This window comes from Desulfovibrio desulfuricans, from assembly GCF_004801255.1.
In the GTDB taxonomy this organism is placed as follows: Bacteria; Desulfobacterota; Desulfovibrionia; order Desulfovibrionales; family Desulfovibrionaceae; genus Desulfovibrio; species Desulfovibrio desulfuricans_C.
Window position 1 is genome coordinate 1,930,038 of sequence record NZ_CP036295.1, and the last position, 18,913, is coordinate 1,948,950.

The following is an 18,913-nucleotide window of genomic DNA, read 5'->3' on the forward strand; positions in this document are numbered from 1 at the left end:
ATTCCAAAATAAAAAAATAATTATTTAAGTATGTTAGAAAAATATAATTATATTTTTTTCAAATTGTGTGCTTTGATTTTTTATTGCACTGAATTAATTATAAAAAAAAGCACACAAAACACACCAAAAAGTGCTTATGAGGCCAATGATGGAAAATTTGTCTTTTCGAGACCTATCAGTCAAACTTATGCAAACGCTTTCACTAGATGAAATGGCGCGACAACTTTGTTTCTTTTTGATTGATGCTGTTCCATCAGACAGAATGTTGTGGTATACTGTTGACCGCACTGCTCATTCAATGGATGTTTTAGTTGATTATACACGTGGGAGCACCACACGATCATACACACGTAAAGTCCCTCGTCTGTTACGTTCAAAAGGGATGAAATCACTGCGCCATAACGTACATCGTGATGTTTTTGTGTGTCATCGCTCTGCAGCAGTTCAAGATGTTTATCGATATATGAGAGATGCTTTCGGCAGCTTCTATAATTCTTTTTTATGCATTTGTATCCCTTCAAAGGAAGAAAATATACTTCAGGTTGTTTTTTGGATGTCGTTAGACGCTGAAAATTATACTGAAAAACACGTTGATTTTATTGTTGATTTTCGTCCATTGCTACAGGCTGCAGCTGATAGGTTCTTTTATGAATGGGACACGGTGTCTTTATCAATAAAGGACGACGGTGTTGTTGACAGATCCTCAGAGGAACTGTTGCGGCGTTGCAAAGGGTTGGACCCTACCATGAAACTCGTTGAGGCTGTGGCAGCGACCAAGGCAACGGTGCTGTTATGTGGGGAAAGCGGCGTCGGAAAAGAAATTGTGGCAGCCGCTCTTCACGCACTTTCTCACATGCGGCAGGCGCCACTGATTAGGGTAAACTGTGGAGCTTTGCCGGAGAACCTGATTGATAGTGAATTGTTTGGGCATGAGCGGGGTTCTTTTACTGGCGCATCAGGAGCACATGTGGGTTTTTTTGAACAGGCCGCAGGGGGGACGCTTTTTCTCGATGAAGTAGGAGAGTTGAGTCTTGCAGCTCAGGTGCGATTGCTTCGAGCGTTGGAGACAAAAGAAATACGCCGTGTGGGAGGAACCCGTGACATCCCTGTTGACGTCCGTATAATAGCCGCCACAAATCGCGATCTGTGGGAACAGGTCAGCCATGGGGCCTTTAGGGAAGATTTGCTGTACCGACTTGATGTTTTTACCATTACTATCCCTCCATTGAGCGCGCGTGCTAATGACATTCCTGTACTGGCTGAGCACTTCTACTCAAGATTTGTGCATACCCAAGGCATTGCGCATCCACCTTTGCTGACCAGGGCATTCATCCAATCGCTGGTTGGGCTTGAGTGGCCGGGAAACGTACGTCAACTGAGGCATGCGGTTGAAAGATCAATTATTTTCAGCCTCGCACTGGAAGAAAAAAAATTGGGAGCTGTGGATGGTTATGTCCGTAATCAGCGAGAGAATCTCCCGATGAATGATAAAAAAAATAAGCGAGGGCTCGTTCCTGATGAGCAGAGAATACGAGATGCGTTGACGAAGTCGGTTAACAGGATTCAAGGCAGCGAGGGGGCGGCGAAGCTTTTGGGGATCCCCCCAAGCACGCTACGTAAATATATGCGTATGTATGGTATTCCGTTGCCACGAGAACAGCGTACTGGCAAGTTTACCTCTCATGGGGAGTGAGCCTCCGAGAGGTTTCCTATTTGGACCGGATACCCAGCCAGGAAGGAAGTGCTGGAACGATATTTTGAACTAGTGCCAAAACAAAGGTCATGGTGGAGATAGTAAGAACGCTCCATTGGCACTGCCGGAAAGGTCGGAAAAATTAATGAACCTGACAGACAACGCTGCGAAAAAACGGAGTGACTATCAGATCAAGTCTGAACTACTCATCTAAGCTTTCTCCTGAGCCGAGAGATACTGCTGGCCCTGCTCATGCCAAAACCACGAATACCATAGTTGAAAACTCTTTGGTGTGATCTTTAGCCAAATACATGGCATGTGGAGTAGCCCCCATTTCGACCGGACACCCCTCTAGCTAAGGAGGAGGTGGTGCTGGAACTATGTCTGGAACTAGTGCTAAAACAAGTTCAACGGTGGAGATAGTAAACATAACGCCCCGTCGTCTGGTCTGCACCCCGTCAAGTAGACAGTTTAAAATGCCCCGCTGGCGATGATTAAGCGGCCAGTTTTTCCCGGTATTCTACCGGGGAAAGTTGGCCGAGCCTTTTCTGGAATCGTTCAGTGTTGTAGAAACGTATATACTCTTCAATCAGAGTGCTGTTTTCGTCTTTGCCCTGCACTGATTTCCCGAGAAAAATTTCAGCCTTCAAATGTGAGAAGAATGACTCAACGCATGCATTATCCAAGCAGTTGCCCTTCCGCGAATGGCTTCCTTGGAGCTGCAACTTTTCAAGCTGGTTATGATACAACTTGTGAGTGTATTGAAATCCTTGATCTGAATGCACTACCGCGCCTGGCATTGCCCGAAGTTTGTCTAATGTGGCGAGCACCAGAGCCAGGTCATTTCGGGATGAGAGGACGTGTGCCACGACTTCATTGTTGTACAAGTCTTGCACCACAGACAGATAAATGAAGCCGCTAGTTGTGGGCAAATAGGTTATATCTGTCGCAAGTTTCTTGTTGGGGCGTTGAGCTTTGAAGTTACGTCCAAGCAGATTCGGGAACACGGTGCTGCCGGATTTACCAAAGTAACGACGCTTTTTGCGAATAACGGACTGGATACCGAGCTTGCGCATAAGCCGATAAACACGTTTGTGGTTCACGACAAAGCCTTCACGGCGCAAGACCACCGTCATGCGGCGATAGCCATAAAATGGCCGCATGGAATGGATAGTTTTAATATGGGCTGTAATGTCGGCCTCACTATCCGCTCTAGAGATTGCCATTCTCCATTTGTAATAACCGGATCTGGATAGGCCAGAAAAGTGTAACAATGTTGCCAAAGATGAACGAACGCGCATCCCATCAATTATTTTGAACAGAACTCTTTTGGGTGCGCTCCCCATTCGTGTCCGAATCGGGAGCGATACAACTTTTTTAAATAGTCTCGTTCTGCTTTTACATAGGCGAGTTCTTCTTCTACAGATGAGAACTTCGTTTTGGGTCGCCCACGATGTCCCGCATGGCTGATTTTACCGCGTCCATCTTCCAACGATTCACCAGAGTTAACCTTGGCAACCCATTCTCGAAGAGTCTTTTTATCCTTGATTCCCAATTCTTCACAAAGTTGCCGATAGCTACGCCTACGTTCAAGGAAAAAGCTTTACGGCTTCTTCCTTGAACGTAGGTGAAATGTAGTCTTCTTACCGTCGGGCATAAAAGACCCCCATCATGGTTTCAAAGTTTAAGCCTAGTGGGGCTTTTTGGCTCTACCTCAAAGACGGGGGCATAGCGCCTCGACAAAAAAATGGGCATACCAAGCAAAGCCGGTATGCCCACCAGGGCAACCTTTATTTTCCGACCAAAGAAAAGAAGAGAAGGCCCTGTGGAAAGATTGTTAATTGGCTTGCGGGATTTTGCAATCGAAAAAGTGGTGAGTCGTACGCCCCCGGTTTTTGAGGTCAGATGGACGGGCAAGAACGCTTGTCCTCATTGCGCGTGCGATAATTTACGCGTCAAGGACTCATTTTGGCGGACGATCCGTAATATTTCCATTCATGGAAGGGCGTCACGTCTGTTAGTTCGCTGCCATAAATACCGATGCGAGAGCTGCGGCAGATATTTTAATACCACAGACTTGCAGGAATAAAGGTGTGGAGCAGGACAACAGAGCTGCTTAAGCGCAACATATTTCAGGCTTACAACAAAGGTGTTACCTGTAAGGAAATCGCCGATGAGCACCGGATTGGCGTTGCCAGCGTGGAGCGGTACTACCACCAGATGATGCCGCACAAGAGCAGCCACTGGGCAAACCGTACATGCCCGCGCATTCTGGGCATTGATGAGCATAGATTTACGCGCAGGCAGGGATTTGCGACCACCTTTTGCGACTTGGCCCGCCGCAGGGTATTTGACGTGGTAAAAGGGCGCAGTGCCGCCGATATGCGCGATTTTTTGCAATCACTGCAAGGCCGCCATAAAGTCAAAATGGTCTGTATTGATATGAACTCTGCGTATCGGCGACTTGTGCGGGAGTGGTTTCCCAATGCGCGCATTGTTGCGGACAGGTTTCATGTTATCAGGCTGGTGAATCAACACTTTTCAGAGCTGTGTAAAGCAATTGATGAAAAACAACTTGCCCATGGGCGCGGCGGTATGATGCGTCTTTTGCTGACTCGCCGTGATCAGTTAACAGACTCACAGAAAGAGCGATTACGAACATACTTTGCTGACAGGCCGGACATTGAATCACTGTACGAATTTTTGCATGACACCGCCGATTTATTGCGTGTGCGAGCGCAAAGTATCGATTCTTGCCGCAAGTATGTTGCTGAATTATTAGATAAAATTGATCAACTTCGAAAAACTAGCTTCGCGCCGTTGCGTACCCTGGGCAAGACGTTGCATAATTGGCGGGAAGAAGTGGCCCGAATGTTCCGCTTTACCCGGAATAACGGCATCACAGAAGGTTTTCACCGAAAAATGAAGTTGATTCAGCGGCGTGCGTATGGCTTTCGTAACTTCGAAAATTACCGCCTGCGTGTGCGCGTTTTGTGCTGCTGAAATGGCTGGGGAATCGTTCAGAAACCTGTCGGGAAAACTGCCCGTTGAAGGGGCTTGCCCCTGTCTTTGGTGTAGACCCGGCATTGGGCCTGAGCCTGATCGGCTCTGCGGCAGAGAACCTGCTGGAAAAAGTAATGCCCCACGAGATAGCAGCTCGTGAGGCATTTTGTAACCAAGGCATTGTAACCAATGCCATACAGTAACAGAGCAACTACGTTAACCCTTTGAAATCAATTGGCGTCCCCAAGGGGATTTGAACCCCTGTCGACGGCGTGAAAGGCCGTTGTCCTGGGCCGGCTAGACGATGGGGACGCGTCGTGAGGGGTGTATGTACGTCAAAAGCACAGAGGTGTCAAGCGGCAAATCAAAATCAGCATACATTTCAGCCCAAAACATTTTGTTTAGGGTTCACAGGCTCCAGCAAGGATGATCTGAAGCACTTCTGCCCGCTCGGTGCACGGGCGACTGCGGGCATGAAACAGTTGCAGGGGGCAAGGACAGACCGCTGCACATGCTGGCATTAACCAGAGCGTTGCCGACAGTTGCAGGGGCGTCAGGGACAGCTCCCTTGGGGACCACCAAGTTGTAAAAGGCGATCTAAACCGACGCCGAGGGATAATCTCTCAACCCAAAGGATCTACCGCCATTGCCAGCTCGTAGCCAGTTACAACTGGCGGACCATAGTGGTAATAATCCTCCATGCGACTACCCACACAGCAGACCTGTCAGTGGTCCGCACAGCAGCGCGCCGTCATCCAACGCTGCAATGCAACCCGGTTATCCAGAGCCTGTACGCGGCGGCTTATCATATATAATGGTCGGCAGACTTCACCGCACTTACAGTGCAAAAGGCACGGTAGCCCGCCCTATGCAGTTGCCGCCAGTTGCTTACCTGCAAGTTTGGGGCGGGGCAGATATACACCACTGGCAGGGTACAGTCTCGCCCTACCCTGCGGGCCATAAACCCCTGACGCATTGCAAGTTTGCCCCGGCCTGAGGTATAAGCAAGCCATGCAAAAATCCGGCGCTACAACCTCCCGTTCAGGCAACGTATCTCGCGCATCCGCCAGTGTGGACAGCCACCGCGAAGAGCAGCTGCGCCTCCTTCTGGACCTGTCCAACGTGGTCAACTCGGCTACCGATGTGGGCGTTGCCCTGAACAAGGCGCTGCAGCTTATGGCCGAGCACCTGCACATGATGCGCGGGGCCATCACGCTTATCTCGCCCAACAGCGGCGAAATCCGCATTGAGGCGGCCTACGGTCTCAAACCGGCAGAGGCCCGCCGAGGCCGCTATGTGCGAGGCGAGGGCATCACCGGGCGCGTTATCGAAACCGGGCGCTCCATGTATATATCTAATGTTTCCGAAGAGCCGCTGTTTCTGAACCGCACCCGTTCACGCGATCTGGGCAAAGAGGGTATTTCGTTTATCTGCGTGCCCATCCGCCTCAACGATCAGGTTGTGGGCGCGCTTTCGGTTGACCATCTGCTGGTGGACGACGCCACGCTTGAAGACGAAATGCGCCTGCTCACCATCATTTCTACCCTGCTTGGGCATGCAGCCCTTGAATCACAGGGACGCATGGACGAGGAAGCCTCCTCCCCCCTACGGCCGCGCGGTTTTGTGGGCAATTCTGAAGTAATGCAAAAGGTTTACGCACAGATAGCCCAGGTGGCTCCGTCAAGCACGACGGTTTTTTTGCAGGGAGAATCCGGCACGGGCAAGGAGCTTGCCGCGCGGTCCATCCACGCGGGCAGCACGCGCGCCAACAAGCCCTTTATCTCGCTCAACTGCGCCGCCCTGCCTGAAAACCTCATTGAAAGCGAGCTGTTCGGGCATGAACGCGGGGCCTTTACCGGGGCCAACGCTACCCGCAAGGGGCGCTTTGAACTTGCCAACGGCGGCACGCTGTTTTTGGATGAAGTAGGCGAACTCTCACTCATGACCCAGGCAAAACTGCTGCGTGTGCTGCAAGAGAGGGCCTTTGAGCGTCTGGGCGGCATGGAAACCCACTACGTTGACGTGCGCTTTATCACCGCCACCAACCGCGATCTGGAAAAAATGGTCGAAGAAGAAACCTTCCGACGCGACCTTTTCTACCGTCTCAATGTGTTTCCCATATTTTTGCCGCCTCTGAGCTTCCGGCCAGAAGACATCCTGCCGCTGGCCAACCATTTCATAAAAAAATATGCGCTGGCCAATGGCCGCAGCAATGTGCGCCTGTCCCTTTCTGTAATGGATATGCTGCAGCGCTACAGCTGGCCGGGCAACATCCGCGAGCTGGAAAACGTCATGGAGCGCGCCGTGCTGCTGCTCGGACGCGAGGGCCTTGTACTGCCCCAGCATCTGCCCCCCGCCCTGCACGGCAACCGCGCCGCCGCCGCTACATCGGGACACGCGCCGGGCCTGCTCAGGCAAGGGCTATCTGGCAGCTTGCAGGAGCAGCTTGACGAGCTGGAGCGGGCATCCATTACCGAGGCCCTTGAATACAGCCAGGGGCAGATGGGTAAAGCCGCGGCCAGCCTGGGTCTGACAGAAAGAATCATGGCCCTGCGCATGAAAAAATACGGCATCACTTACAAGGCTTTTCGGCCTGTGTACCGTAGGGAAGAAGAGGCGTAGAAAAAGACGAATCTACTGAATAGTATTTTTTAAAAATGGCAAAACGATCCTCAAATAGATAAAATTAGCAAAGTATTTTATGCTGTTATATAATTAGCTTCTCAAACAATCCAACTTGACACAATAATTTCTACATTTTTGTACAATCTTTAAAAACTTCTGTAATACTCTTATTTTAATCATTTTTTACGTACGCCCCCAAGACGCTGCCACACGATGCATCTTGGGGGCTCTTTTTTTCAACACAAATGTAGAAATTATTCTTTCCTGCCAATCGCCCGCATTCCCTCCCCTTACCCAGCCAAACAATTAAATTAAAATATATCAATATATTATGCAAATTGAGCCCCATCAGAAACAGCTTTGGCACAATTCATGCCTATACAAGGCATTGCTGCGGTGCTGTATCGTGGCGGTGGGCATGGCGCCGCCCACAGAGGATGAGGTTTTTTTTAAACGCGGAACGGAACGACGGAGACCCAGCCCGCTGCATCGTGCAGCACGTTGTCTCCCGCGCCGGATCCGAATACGCTGAAGGATGTCCGTATGAACGCCTCGGATACTGCATTTATTCTGATCTGCGCCTCCATGGTCATGCTGATGACCCCGGCGCTAGCCCTCTTTTACGGTGGCCTTGTTCGCTCCCGCAATATTTTGTCCACCCATATGCACAGCTACGGCGCGCTGGCGCTCATCTCTGTACTTTGGGCCATTGTGGGATACACCCTGGCTTTTGGCGAAGATGTGGGCGGCATAATCGGCGATCTTTCCTACCTCTTCCTCAAGGGTGTTGGTGGTGAATCGGCTCCTGCTGCCGCGCAGCTGCCCCACACGGTATTTATGGGTTATCAGTGCATGTTTGCTGCTCTTACCGTGGCCCTTATTTCAGGCGCCTACGCTGAGCGCATCCGCTTTTCCGCCATGCTTGTTTTCTCTGGCTTGTGGCTGCTCTTTGTTTACTCGCCCATGGCCCACTGGGTGTGGGGCGGCGGCTGGATGAGCAAAATGGGCGCCCTTGACTTTGCTGGCGGCGCGGTTGTGCACATGTCTTCCGGCGCGGCGGCTCTTGCCTGTGCCCAGGCTCTTGGACCGCGGCTTTCTACCGGCGCTTCGCACGCCACGCCCAACAACCTGCCCCTCACCCTTCTTGGCGGCGGCCTGCTGTGGTTTGGCTGGTTCGGCTTTAACGCTGGCAGCGCCCTGGCTTCCGGTCCCCTTGCTGGTCAGGCCCTTGTAACCACCCATATGGCTTCTGCCTGCGGTATTCTTGGCTGGATGCTCGTTGAATGGATTCGTACCGGCAAGCCCACGAGCCTTGGCGCCATCTCCGGCGCGCTGGCCGGGCTTGTGGCCATCACCCCCGGCGCGGGCTATGTTGAAGTGCTGCCCGCCATGCTCATCGGTTTTGTCGGCGGCATCATCTGCTACGGCGGCGTGCTGCTGAAGAACAAGTTTGGCTACGACGACGCCCTTGACGTGGTGGGCATCCACGGCGTCGGCGGCACCTGGGGCGCGCTTGCTACCGGCCTGTTTGCCTGCGCCGCCATCAACAACACCGACGGCCTGTTCTACGGCAATCCCAGCCAGGCCTGGATCCAGATCGTGTCCATTGTGGCTACCTGGGGTTATTGCTACATTGTTTCCCGAATCATCCTCTATGTGGTTGACGCTGTAGTCGGCCTGCGGGTTACGCCTGAAGAGGAATTCACCGGCCTCGATTTGAGCGAGCACAACGAACGCGGCTACTCCCTGTAGTCAACGGGAAACAGCAAAGGAACGACCTATGAAAAAGCTAGAAATCATCATCCGGCCCAGCATGTTTGACAAGGTTAAGGACACGCTTACCGACATGGGCATCCACGGCTTGAACTACGTTGAAATCAAGGGTTTTGGTCGCCAGCGCGGGCATACCGAAGTGTATCGCGGCACGACCATGCAGGTGGACTGCCTGCCCAAGATCAAGCTCGAAGTGGTGCTGCACGATGACATGCTCGAAACGGTTCTGAACGCTGTGGTTTCCATCTCCCGCACGGGTCAGGTCGGCGACGGTAAAATTTTCATCAGTGACGTTATGGATGCTATCCGCATCCGCACTGGTGAACGCGGTGACGAGGCTCTGTAGTCCGGGTTTACGTCTGTGTTAAGCAACAAAATGATAAAGGAGACGCGGGTATGAGTTCCCCCCGTAAAAAGGCATTGTTCAAAGTAGTGAACACTGCGCCGGTTACCCCCAGCAGTGCTGATGAAGTGGGTCGCAGTGCAGAAGATATCTTTGGCCGTTATGTGTTTGGCATCGCTACCATGCGCAAGCGTCTGCCCAAGGATGTGTTCAAAAAGCTGGCCAAGACCATCCGCGACGGCGAACGCCTGAATCCCGAGATTGCCGACGTTGTCGCCAACGCCATGAAGGATTGGGCCATCGAAAACGGCGCCACGCACTACACGCACTGGTTCCATCCCATGACCGGCCTCACTGCCGAAAAGCATGACGCCTTTCTGTCGCCCACCGTCGATGGTCAGGTTATCAGCGAGTTCTCCGGCAAGATGCTGATCAGCGGTGAGCCGGACGCCTCATCCTTCCCTTCCGGCGGCATCCGCTCCACGTTTGAAGCCCGCGGCTACACCGCGTGGGATCCTTCCGTGCCGGTATTCATCATCCCCTCTCCTTACGGGGCTGCCCTGCACATTCCCACGTACTTCTACTCGTATTCGGGCGAAGCTCTTGACCGCAAGATCCCGCTCATGCGCTCCATCTCGGCCCTGTCGCGTCAGGCCATGCGTATTCTCAAGCTCTTTGGCAACGCCTCGGCCAACTATGTGCGCGCCAATGTGGGCCCGGAGCAGGAATACTTTCTGGTCGACAAAAACCTGGCCGCCCTGCGTCCCGACCTGCTGCTGGCTGGCCGCACCCTGATGGGCGCGACCTCGCCCAAGGGTCAGGAGATGGAAGACCATTACTTTGGCTCCATTCCTTCCCGCGTGATGAGCTTCATGCAGGATCTGGAAAACGAACTGCGTTCGCTGGGCATCCCGGCCAAGACCCGTCATAACGAAGTGGCCCCCGGCCAGTTCGAAATTGCCCCGGTCTACGAAGAAGCAAACATCGCCTGCGACCACAACATGCTGTGCATGAACATGATGCGCCACATGGCCGGCAAGCACGGCTTTGTGTGCCTGCTGCACGAAAAGCCCTTTGCTGGCGTAAACGGCAGCGGCAAGCACAACAACTGGTCCATCAGCGATTCTGACGGCATAAACCTGCTCAACCCCGGTTCCACGCCGCTTGACAATGCCCAGTTTCTGGTATTCCTGGCCGCCGTGCTGCGTGCCGTGCATCTGCACAGCGCCGCCCTGCGCCTGGGTACCGTGGGCGCGGGCAACGACCACCGCCTTGGCGCCAACGAAGCCCCGCCGGCCATTCTGTCCGTCTACCTTGGCGAACAGCTCACCGACGTGCTCGACACCATCGTGAACGGCAAGGGTTCCAAAAACAAGAAGAGCTCGGTCATGGAAGTGGGCGTTTCCACCCTGCCTCCGCTGCCCGTGGATCTGTCCGACCGCAACCGCACAAGCCCCTTTGCCTTTACCGGCAACAAGTTTGAGTTCCGCGCCGTGGGCTCCTCGCAGTCCGTGGCTCCGGTCAATATCGCCCTGAACGCGGCCGTGGCCAGCGCTCTTGACGACATCGCCACCGAACTCGAAGCCTCCGTCGCCGGCGGCACCGAGCTGAAAGCGGCCCTGCAGGCCCTGCTGCCCCGCCTGTTCAAGGAGCACATGCCCATCGTCTTCAACGGCAACGGTTATGCTGAATCCTGGGCCGAAGAAGCCGCCCGACGCGGCCTGCCCAACTACAACAACACCGTCACCGCGCTTGAGCATTACAGCGATCCCGACGTCATGAACGTCTTCCTGCGTCACGGCATCCTGACCGAACGTGAAATCCTTTCGCGTCAGGACATCCTGCTGGAAAACTACAGCAAGACCGTGTGCATCGAAGGCAACCTGATGGCCGACATGATCCGCGCCTCTGTGCTGCCGCCCAGCCTGGACGCCCAGATCAAGGCTGCCGACGCGGTTGTTAAAACCCGCGCCGTGCTTGGCGACAAGACTGCGACCAGCGAAGAAGAATACTTCAACGAGCTGCGTGGTCACATCGTTGCACTCCAGAAGGGTGTGACGGTGCTTGAAAAGGCCGTGGAAAAGGCCCAGTGCACCGAAGGCGCACTGGAACAGGCCAAGGCGGCGCGTGACGGCATCCTGCCCGCCATGAGCGAATGCCGCACCCATGCCGACGCTCTTGAGCGCCTGGTAGATGACAACCTGTGGGTTCTGCCCAAGTACGCGGAACTGCTCTGGGCTCACTAGGTCGTTAAGAAATAGTTGGGGGCAGGGTGTCTCATCCCGGGGGGGAAGATGGTCTCCTTGCCTCCGGCCCCTGCGGTTTAGCCGCAGGGAGCCACGGGCCTCGCCGTTCGCCGCAACGGACGGCGAAGGCCAGTGGTCATCAAGCGGAGAGTCTGGCGGCTCTCCGCTTTTTTTTGCGCCCCGGCGTACCGCGCACGCGCTCCAGACGGCGGCAAGGCCGCACTGTGTTTACTTTTGCTTTGAATCAGAATAAATACTTATTTGTGATACTGCCAAGATAATCATGGGCAGCCTGTTTGGCCCCCCGTAGATAAGGAGTATATATGGCTGCGACACTGCGCTTTACAAAAATGCAGGGCATCGGCAACGATTATGTCTACGTAAACGGCTTTGAAGAACGCGTCGAAAACCCCAACGACCTCGCCCGCCAGATCAGCGACAGGCACTTTGGAGTGGGGTCTGACGGTCTCGTGCTTATCATGCCTTCGGGCACCTCCGACGTGCGCATGCGCATGTTCAATTCGGATGGTTCAGAGGCGGAAATGTGCGGCAACGCCATTCGCTGCGTGGGCAAATATGTTCACGACCACGGCATTCTGTCCAAAGACGTCATACGGGTTGAAACCCGCGCCGGTGAAAAAATCGTCCGCCTGCTTTTTGAAGGCGGCGAAGTATGCGGCGCTACGGTTGATATGGGCGAGCCGGTGCTTACCCCGGCCAACATTCCCGTGCTGGTCGAGGGCGATACCAGCGCCCAGCGTTTTGTGGCCCGCCCGGTCGAAGTGGACGGCGCAGGCTACGACATCACCGCTGTTTCCATGGGCAACCCGCACGCGGTTGTCTTTATGAAGGGCATAGACGACCTGGACCTGCCCAAAATAGGCCCCAACTTTGAGCATCACCGGCTTTTTCCGCAGCGCACCAACACGGAGTTTGTGGAGGTCATCTCTTCCACCAAGGTAAAGATGCGCGTGTGGGAACGCGGCGCGGGCGAAACCCTGGCCTGCGGCACCGGCGCGTGCGCCGTGGCTGTGGCCTGCGTGCTCAACAAGCTAACAGGCCGCGAAATTGACGTGGAGCTGAAGGGCGGCACCCTGCACATCCACTGGGACGAAATTTCCAACCACGTTTACATGACCGGCGGGGCCGTCACCGTCTTCACCGGCACTTACCACATCTGATTCAGAGGAATGCGATGACCAGCGTAAACAGCAATTTTCTCAAGCTGCAAAGCAACTATCTTTTTGCGGAAATAGCCCGCAAGGTCGCCTCGTTCAAGGAGGCCAACCCCGAAAAGCGCGTGATCAGCCTGGGCATCGGCGACGTTACCCGCCCGCTTGCGCCCGCAGTGATAGCTGCACTGCACAAGGCTGTGGACGACATGGGCGAGGCATCCTCGTTCCATGGTTACGGCCCGGAACAGGGCTACGCTTTTTTGCGCGAGATCATCGCGGAGCACGACTACAAGGCGCGCGGCGTAGACCTGAGCGCTGACGAAGTGTTTGTGAGCGACGGCGCCAAATCAGACGTGGGCAATTTTCAGGAGCTGTTTGATCCTGACAGCATTGTAGCTGTGACTGACCCGGTTTATCCCGTCTATGTCGATTCCAACGCCATGGCGGGCCGTTCCGGCGAGTTTGACGGCAAGCAGTGGAACAGGCTTGTGTACCTGCCCTGCCTCAAAGCAAACGACTTCGTGCCCGATTTTCCCCAAACCAGGCCCGACATGATCTACCTGTGCTACCCCAACAACCCCACGGGCACGGTGCTCTCGCGCCAGGCGCTGCAGGGCTGGGTGGATTACGCACGCCGCGAGGGCTGCGTCATCCTGTATGACTCCGCATACGAGGCCTACATTACCGACAGCTCCATCCCGCACAGCATTTACGAGCTCGAAGGCGCGCAGGAAGTGGCCGTGGAATTCCGCAGTTTTTCCAAAACAGCCGGTTTTACGGGCCTGCGCTGCGCCTATACCGTAGTGCCCAAGGCCCTGCAGGTCAGCGACGGCAAGGGCGGCAAAATTGCGCTTAACGGCCTATGGAATCGCCGCCAGTGCACCAAGTACAACGGCTGCCCCTACATCGTGCAGCGGGCCGCTGCCGCCACCTACAGCCAGGAAGGCCGTGCACAGGTCATGGACGTCATACACGGTTACCAGCGCAATGCGGAAAAGCTGCGCACCGCCGTTACTGGCATGGGGCTCTCCGTCTACGGCGGCGTCAATGCGCCCTACATCTGGGTGCGCGTGCCCGACGGCATGACCTCGTGGGGCTTCTTTGACCATGTGCTCAACAGTACGGCCCTGGTCTGCACGCCCGGCGCAGGCTTTGGCGCGTCCGGCGAGGGTTACGTGCGCCTGACGGCCTTTGGCTCGCCTGCCGATACGGAAGAAGCCATCAAGCGCCTTGCTTCGCTGAGCTAGACCCGGCAGCCGCGCCGCAAAAGGGCAACGCCGGAACACCCGGCAGCCCGCGTAAAAAGCACAGAACAAAGCCCGTTTCCGGGGAATGACGATCATTCCTCTGAAACGGGCTTTTGCCATTGTTCCAGCGGCCCACGGCCAGTCTACTGGTTTAAAAGTCCTCGCCGTACTTTTACGTCCGATTCACTCATATTATATTTTTTGACCACGTCTTTTTCGTCAAAAAAGACCACAAGCTCTTTCTTTTTACCGCTTGAACTGGCTGCAAAAATGCTCACCACGGGAATATAACTGGTTGCATCAGCGCTTATCTTGGCCAGTTCATATTTCCAGATTTCCATTCCGCTGTCTGTGTAAGACGTGTTGAGGGGCGAGCCAAACATACCCTTTACTTCGGCTTTTGTAGTTTCGCCGGGTTTGATTTTGTCACTAACTGACGCTTCCGTTTCCTTTCTCAGGCTGTCGTTGCCCGCTGTGGCGCAACCACAAATACTACCGCAAAGACACAGCAAAACGCACAGCATCGACAATCGAAAAAAGATTCTGCTATTCATTGTAACTCCAGTTAGACTGTTTATCCGTATAATTCAAACTATTCACATAACTATCTGCGAACAGCCCAATATAACCTGAACACCACAAATACCTGTGGCAAATACAGGATAGAGTATTTGCGTATAGGCTGCAGAGACTACACCATCAGTCTTGCTTAATTTTAAAACACAGCTGCGATAAAACCTGTCAAACCAGATAAATAGAGACGTGGACGTCTGAACCCGGCGTATTGAAACGCACCGGTCAATTTTTCTACAATGCACTAAGATATTGTAATGTTTAAAAACTATTAGATATCATTGCAACTGATCGGTTTTTATATACTACCAGAGAGCACGCCTCAACGCAGCAATCCACTGTGGATTACCTGACTGAAACGGTGTTGCTGAATTTTTGTTGCATCATCACAAGCAGCCAAACACGATGGCAACAAACAGGGTTGCGGCACTGTTTATGGGTATTTATGTTAAAATACTGGACATTAACGCGCCGTACCCCATAGTAAAAACGTCCGCCCCACACGGTTGCCATGGGCAACCCTGTTGGAACGGACGTTTTTACCGATACTAATACGCAAAAATAAAAAAATTATTCTGCACGCTTCGAGAGGCGTCAAAACGGAGCATGAACATGGATACGACAGGGGCCGCATTGCTGCCAACCAGCCGCAACTACACGGAAAATTGCCTGAAAAAACAAAAAAGGGCTTACGGTGGTTACCGTAAACCCTTGATTTTGCTGGTCGGGATGGCGCGATTTGAACGCGCGGCCTCAGCGTCCCGAACGCTGCGCTCTAGCCAAGCTGAGCCACATCCCGTCGAGGAAGGGAACATAAGCGAGACAGAAAACTTTGGCAAGTGATTTTTTATTTGTAAAAAAACAATGCCTGACGTAGCATACCAAAACTAGTGAGAGAATTTTTTGGAGTGAGCCTACCCTATGATTAGTGTCCTTGTGGTTGATGATTCAACCTTTATGCGCAACACAATTACTTCGCTTCTGGAGCAGGATTCTGAAATCAAAGTCGTGGGTACGGCCCGCGATGGTCAGGATGCATTACAAAAAGCCGAGGCGCTAGACCCGGACGTAATGACCCTTGATGTGGATCTGCCGAGGCTGGACGGCCTGGGGGTTTTGCAGCAGCTCATGAAAACAACGCCCATGCCCGTGCTGATGGTCAGCTCGCTCACGCAGAGCGGCGCGGAAAGCACACTGAAGGCGCTGGAATACGGAGCGCTTGATTTCATACCCAAAACCATGAGCAGCGACCGCGAAAATTTTGCGGCTGAACTGCAAAAAAAGGTACGGGCCATTGCGCGGCGCAAAACCATTATCAAGCTCAAGTACCGCCGCATCAACCAGATTCAGGTTACGGCTCCGCGTCCGCAGCCTTCGCAGCCTGCGGATTATGTTCAAACGCCCTGCCCCGGCCCGCGTGATCTGGTCGTCATCGGCGTTTCAACCGGCGGGCCGCCGGTTGTGCAAAAAATTCTTTCGGCGCTGCCTGCGGACCTTCCGGCCTGTATCCTCATAGCGCAGCACATGCCGGCGGCGTTTACCAACCCGTTTGCCAAACGCCTCGACAGCGTTTGCCAGATCGGCGTTACCGAAGCCAAGGACGGAGACAAGTTCAAATGCGGCCATGCCTATGTATGCCCCGGCGGCAAGCATATCGGCATACGCATGCGCGGCCCCCTGCCGGAAATTTTTGTGGCGGAGGAGCCCCGCGACGCGCTTTACAAGCCTTCGGCAAATGTGCTTTTTGAAACTGCGGGCAAAGCCATGGGCAGGCGCACATTGGGCGTTATGCTCACCGGCATGGGCTCAGACGGATGCGAAGGCTCCAAGGTGCTTCGCGAGAAGGGCGGATGCCTCATTGCCCAAAATGAGGCCTCGTGCGTGGTTTACGGTATGCCCAAGGCGGTTGTGGACAACAAGCTCGCCAATCTCATACTTGATGTGGACGATATTGCCAACTCTATCATCACAACGGTCAGAGGCTGACCCTATCGCAGCAGGACATGACTATGAACATGGAAAATCCCCAGCACAAAGCAATTCTTGAAGCCTTGCAATCAGGCGCTAATGACGCGATCCGCGACGCGGCGTTCAGCGCGGGCGACCAGGGCATGCAAGATGCAGTTCCCATGCTCTGCGAACACATCAAAAGCCCCAGCGTGGGCGTACAGGAAGCGGCGGAATACGCACTGCGCAAAATTCGCGGGCAGCAGGTGGTCATTGCCCTGCTGCCTCTGCTACGCAGCGACGAAGCCCCTGTGCGCAACGTGGCCATGGACATTCTGCGCGAGATCGGCTCGGACAGCATCGAGAGCATCCAGCCGTACATGCAGGACGACGATGTCGACCTGCGCATCTTTGTAACCGACATTCTCGGCTACTGCCGCACGCATCAGGCCTGTCTGCTGCTGTGCCGCGCCCTGCTCAAAGACCCGGAGGTAAACGTGCGCTACCAGGCGGCTGTCAGCCTTGGTACGCTGGCCTTTCCCGAGGCCGTCAACTCTCTGTGTCAGGCCATGCACGACGAAGAATGGGTGCAGTTTGCCGTGGTGGAAGCCCTGGCAAAAATCAAGGATTACTCCGCTGTCAGCGCCCTTGTTAAGCTGCTGTCGCAAGCCTCGTCCCTGGTCAGCTCGGCCATTGTGGACGCGCTTGGCGACATGGGGGACGTAAAGTCCATACCCCTGCTTTTCAGCTCGCTCGAAAACGTCCGCGAGGCCCTGCGCCACAAGATCGTCAAGGCCATTGTGCAGATTCTCGGCGGCAAGGGCCTGTCACTGCTGGCGGTCAAATCGCAGGAGCGGTTGCGCACCTACCTGCTTGATGCCCTTACCGATAATGACGAGGATATCCTCATGGCGTCCCTGCAGGGTCTGAGCGCCATCGGCTCGGATGATTGCACCGAGGCCGTCATCAACATGGCCGCCGAGCTCGACAAGGAACGCCAGGACGAACTGTACGAGGCGGCAATCAAGGCCATTGCGGCCATTGGTTACAACGATTCCATACGCGCGGCCCTTGTCAGCAAGGAAGAATCACGCAACCTCCTGGCCATGGAGGCTTGCCACCTTATGGGCGACCACCGCTGCGTGGGCGACCTCAAGGATCTTTTCTGGCGCGTCAGCCCCGAGCTGCAACGCATGGCCGCTGCCGAACTGGCCCTGCTCGGAGACTGCAACGACGCCCCCTTCTTCGTTACCGTCATGAACGATTCTGAAGATGCCGAGGTGCTCAAAAGCGCCCTGGTGTTTTTTGGCAATCATCCCACCTGCCCTGATGTGGAAGACCTCGTCTTTGCCCAGATAGACCACAAGTACGTGGACGTTAAGGAAATGGCGCTGGAAGCCTGCATCAATTTGCACAGCCCCAAGCTCAACGAGCTTTTCAAGGAACGCGCCCGGAGCGACGACCCCATGCAGCGCATGATGGCCGTGTATGCCCTTGGCCGTTACAGCATTACCGAAAACATGGCAGAAATTACCGCGGCGCTTGACGACGAATCTCCCCGAATCCGGCAGGTGGCAGTGGAGGCATTTTTGAACCTCGGCGAAAACGCAGAAGAGAGTTTGCCCCTGCTGCTGCCCCGCCTGACCGATGAAGACAAGGATGTTCGCCTTGCTGTGGTTGACCTGCTTGGTCAAATCGGTTCTCCGACAGTGTTGCCATACATTCTCAATGCGCTTAACGATGACAATGAATGGGTGTGCATTCGCGCCATCGACGCGCTCGGCATGCACCGGGTTGCCGATGCCGTGCCCCTGCTTGCCCAGATGCTTGAAAGCGCAAGCCCCATGGTCGCCCTCAAGATCGTTGAGGCCCTGGGCAAAATTGGCGGCAATGTGGCCTTCAGCGTGCTACTTGGCATGATGAACCACGAAGATTCGGAAATTCAGCATGCGGCGGAAGAAGCGTTGGCAACGATCCAGGCCGAACAGGAGTAGGTATGTCCCAGCCCCCTACGTTATTTCCCAAAAGCCCGCTCGGCGCTACGCCGAATAGCGGCAACGCGCAGACCTCTGCCGGTGCCGCTGCTACCCCGGCAGAGCAACGTCCCCGGTTCGGCTCAACAGTGCCTGGGGCCGCGCCGGCAATGCCCGCAGCCAAACCGGCCACGCCCACACCGGCTTCACCTTTCAGGTCTGCCGTGCCCCCGCTGGGTGCGCAGGCCCAACCAGCGGGCGCGCAGGCGGCAGGCTCTGCCTTTCGCTCGCCCACTGCCCCTGCAGGCACGGGCC

13 protein-coding genes and 2 tRNA genes are annotated in these 18,913 nt (G+C 54.6%); 11 read left to right on the forward strand and 4 right to left on the reverse strand.

What is annotated here, in order from left to right; translation table 11 throughout:
- The first annotated feature begins 145 nt into the window (after nt 1–145).
- A complete protein-coding gene (locus DDIC_RS08015; RefSeq protein ID WP_168732503.1) occupies nt 146–1,693 on the forward strand; it encodes a sigma-54 interaction domain-containing protein in 1,548 nt (515 codons plus the stop codon).
- 494 nt (nt 1,694–2,187) lie between these two features.
- Here DDIC_RS08015 and DDIC_RS08020 read toward each other — a convergent pair whose 3' ends face one another.
- On the reverse strand, nt 2,188–3,120 hold the full coding sequence (locus tag DDIC_RS08020; protein ID WP_247647597.1) for an IS3 family transposase: 933 nt from the start codon (nt 3,118–3,120) through the stop codon (nt 2,188–2,190).
- Between the two features lie 344 nt (nt 3,121–3,464).
- Here DDIC_RS08020 and DDIC_RS14170 point away from each other — a divergent pair, with 344 nt between their 5' ends.
- On the forward strand, nt 3,465–3,782 hold the full coding sequence (locus DDIC_RS14170; RefSeq protein ID WP_168732504.1) for a transposase family protein: 318 nt from the start codon (nt 3,465–3,467) through the stop codon (nt 3,780–3,782).
- A 2-nt stretch (nt 3,783–3,784) separates the two neighbouring features.
- Complete coding sequence (locus DDIC_RS08030; RefSeq protein WP_168732505.1) at nt 3,785–4,696, forward strand: ISL3 family transposase; 912 nt, start codon at nt 3,785–3,787, stop codon at nt 4,694–4,696.
- Nucleotides 4,697–4,931: 235 nt separating this feature from the next.
- Here DDIC_RS08030 and DDIC_RS08035 read toward each other — a convergent pair.
- Nucleotides 4,932–5,008, reverse strand: a tRNA-Glu gene (locus DDIC_RS08035).
- Between the two features lie 699 nt (nt 5,009–5,707).
- Here DDIC_RS08035 and DDIC_RS08040 point away from each other — a divergent pair.
- From DDIC_RS08040 to DDIC_RS08065, 6 genes are all read left to right on the forward strand, one after another.
- Nucleotides 5,708–7,318: a sigma-54 interaction domain-containing protein gene (locus DDIC_RS08040; RefSeq protein ID WP_136399958.1), complete on the forward strand. Its 1,611-nt coding sequence runs from the start codon at nt 5,708–5,710 to the stop codon at nt 7,316–7,318.
- Between the two features lie 546 nt (nt 7,319–7,864).
- Nucleotides 7,865–9,073 carry an ammonium transporter gene (locus DDIC_RS08045; RefSeq protein ID WP_136399959.1) on the forward strand — a complete coding sequence of 403 codons (1,209 nt, stop codon included), beginning with the start codon at nt 7,865–7,867 and terminating at the stop codon, nt 9,071–9,073.
- Between the two features lie 28 nt (nt 9,074–9,101).
- Nucleotides 9,102–9,440: a P-II family nitrogen regulator gene (locus DDIC_RS08050; protein ID WP_136399960.1), complete on the forward strand. Its 339-nt coding sequence runs from the start codon at nt 9,102–9,104 to the stop codon at nt 9,438–9,440.
- Between the two features lie 50 nt (nt 9,441–9,490).
- Nucleotides 9,491–11,683, forward strand: coding sequence for a glutamine synthetase III (locus DDIC_RS08055; RefSeq protein WP_136399961.1), 2,193 nt, complete (start codon nt 9,491–9,493; stop codon nt 11,681–11,683).
- Nucleotides 11,684–12,006: 323 nt separating this feature from the next.
- Nucleotides 12,007–12,864, forward strand: a complete 858-nt coding sequence (gene dapF, locus DDIC_RS08060; protein ID WP_136399962.1) for a diaminopimelate epimerase — start codon at nt 12,007–12,009, stop codon at nt 12,862–12,864.
- Nucleotides 12,865–12,878: 14 nt separating this feature from the next.
- Nucleotides 12,879–14,105 carry an LL-diaminopimelate aminotransferase gene (locus tag DDIC_RS08065; RefSeq protein WP_136399963.1) on the forward strand — a complete coding sequence of 409 codons (1,227 nt, stop codon included), beginning with the start codon at nt 12,879–12,881 and terminating at the stop codon, nt 14,103–14,105.
- Nucleotides 14,106–14,248: 143 nt separating this feature from the next.
- On the opposite strand, the gene DDIC_RS08070 is transcribed toward DDIC_RS08065, so the two are convergent.
- Both DDIC_RS08070 and DDIC_RS08075 read right to left on the reverse strand, forming a co-directional pair.
- On the reverse strand, nt 14,249–14,659 hold the full coding sequence (locus DDIC_RS08070; RefSeq protein WP_247647423.1) for a hypothetical protein: 411 nt from the start codon (nt 14,657–14,659) through the stop codon (nt 14,249–14,251).
- Between the two features lie 740 nt (nt 14,660–15,399).
- A tRNA-Pro gene (locus tag DDIC_RS08075) sits at nt 15,400–15,477 on the reverse strand.
- A 122-nt stretch (nt 15,478–15,599) separates the two neighbouring features.
- Here DDIC_RS08075 and DDIC_RS08080 point away from each other — a divergent pair.
- Both DDIC_RS08080 and DDIC_RS08085 read left to right on the forward strand, forming a co-directional pair.
- Nucleotides 15,600–16,664, forward strand: a complete 1,065-nt coding sequence (locus DDIC_RS08080) for a protein-glutamate methylesterase/protein-glutamine glutaminase (protein WP_136399964.1) — start codon at nt 15,600–15,602, stop codon at nt 16,662–16,664.
- A gap of 23 nt (nt 16,665–16,687) precedes the next feature.
- Nucleotides 16,688–18,619 carry a HEAT repeat domain-containing protein gene (locus DDIC_RS08085; protein ID WP_136399965.1) on the forward strand — a complete coding sequence of 644 codons (1,932 nt, stop codon included), beginning with the start codon at nt 16,688–16,690 and terminating at the stop codon, nt 18,617–18,619.
- Nucleotides 18,620–18,913: the final 294 nt, after the last annotated feature.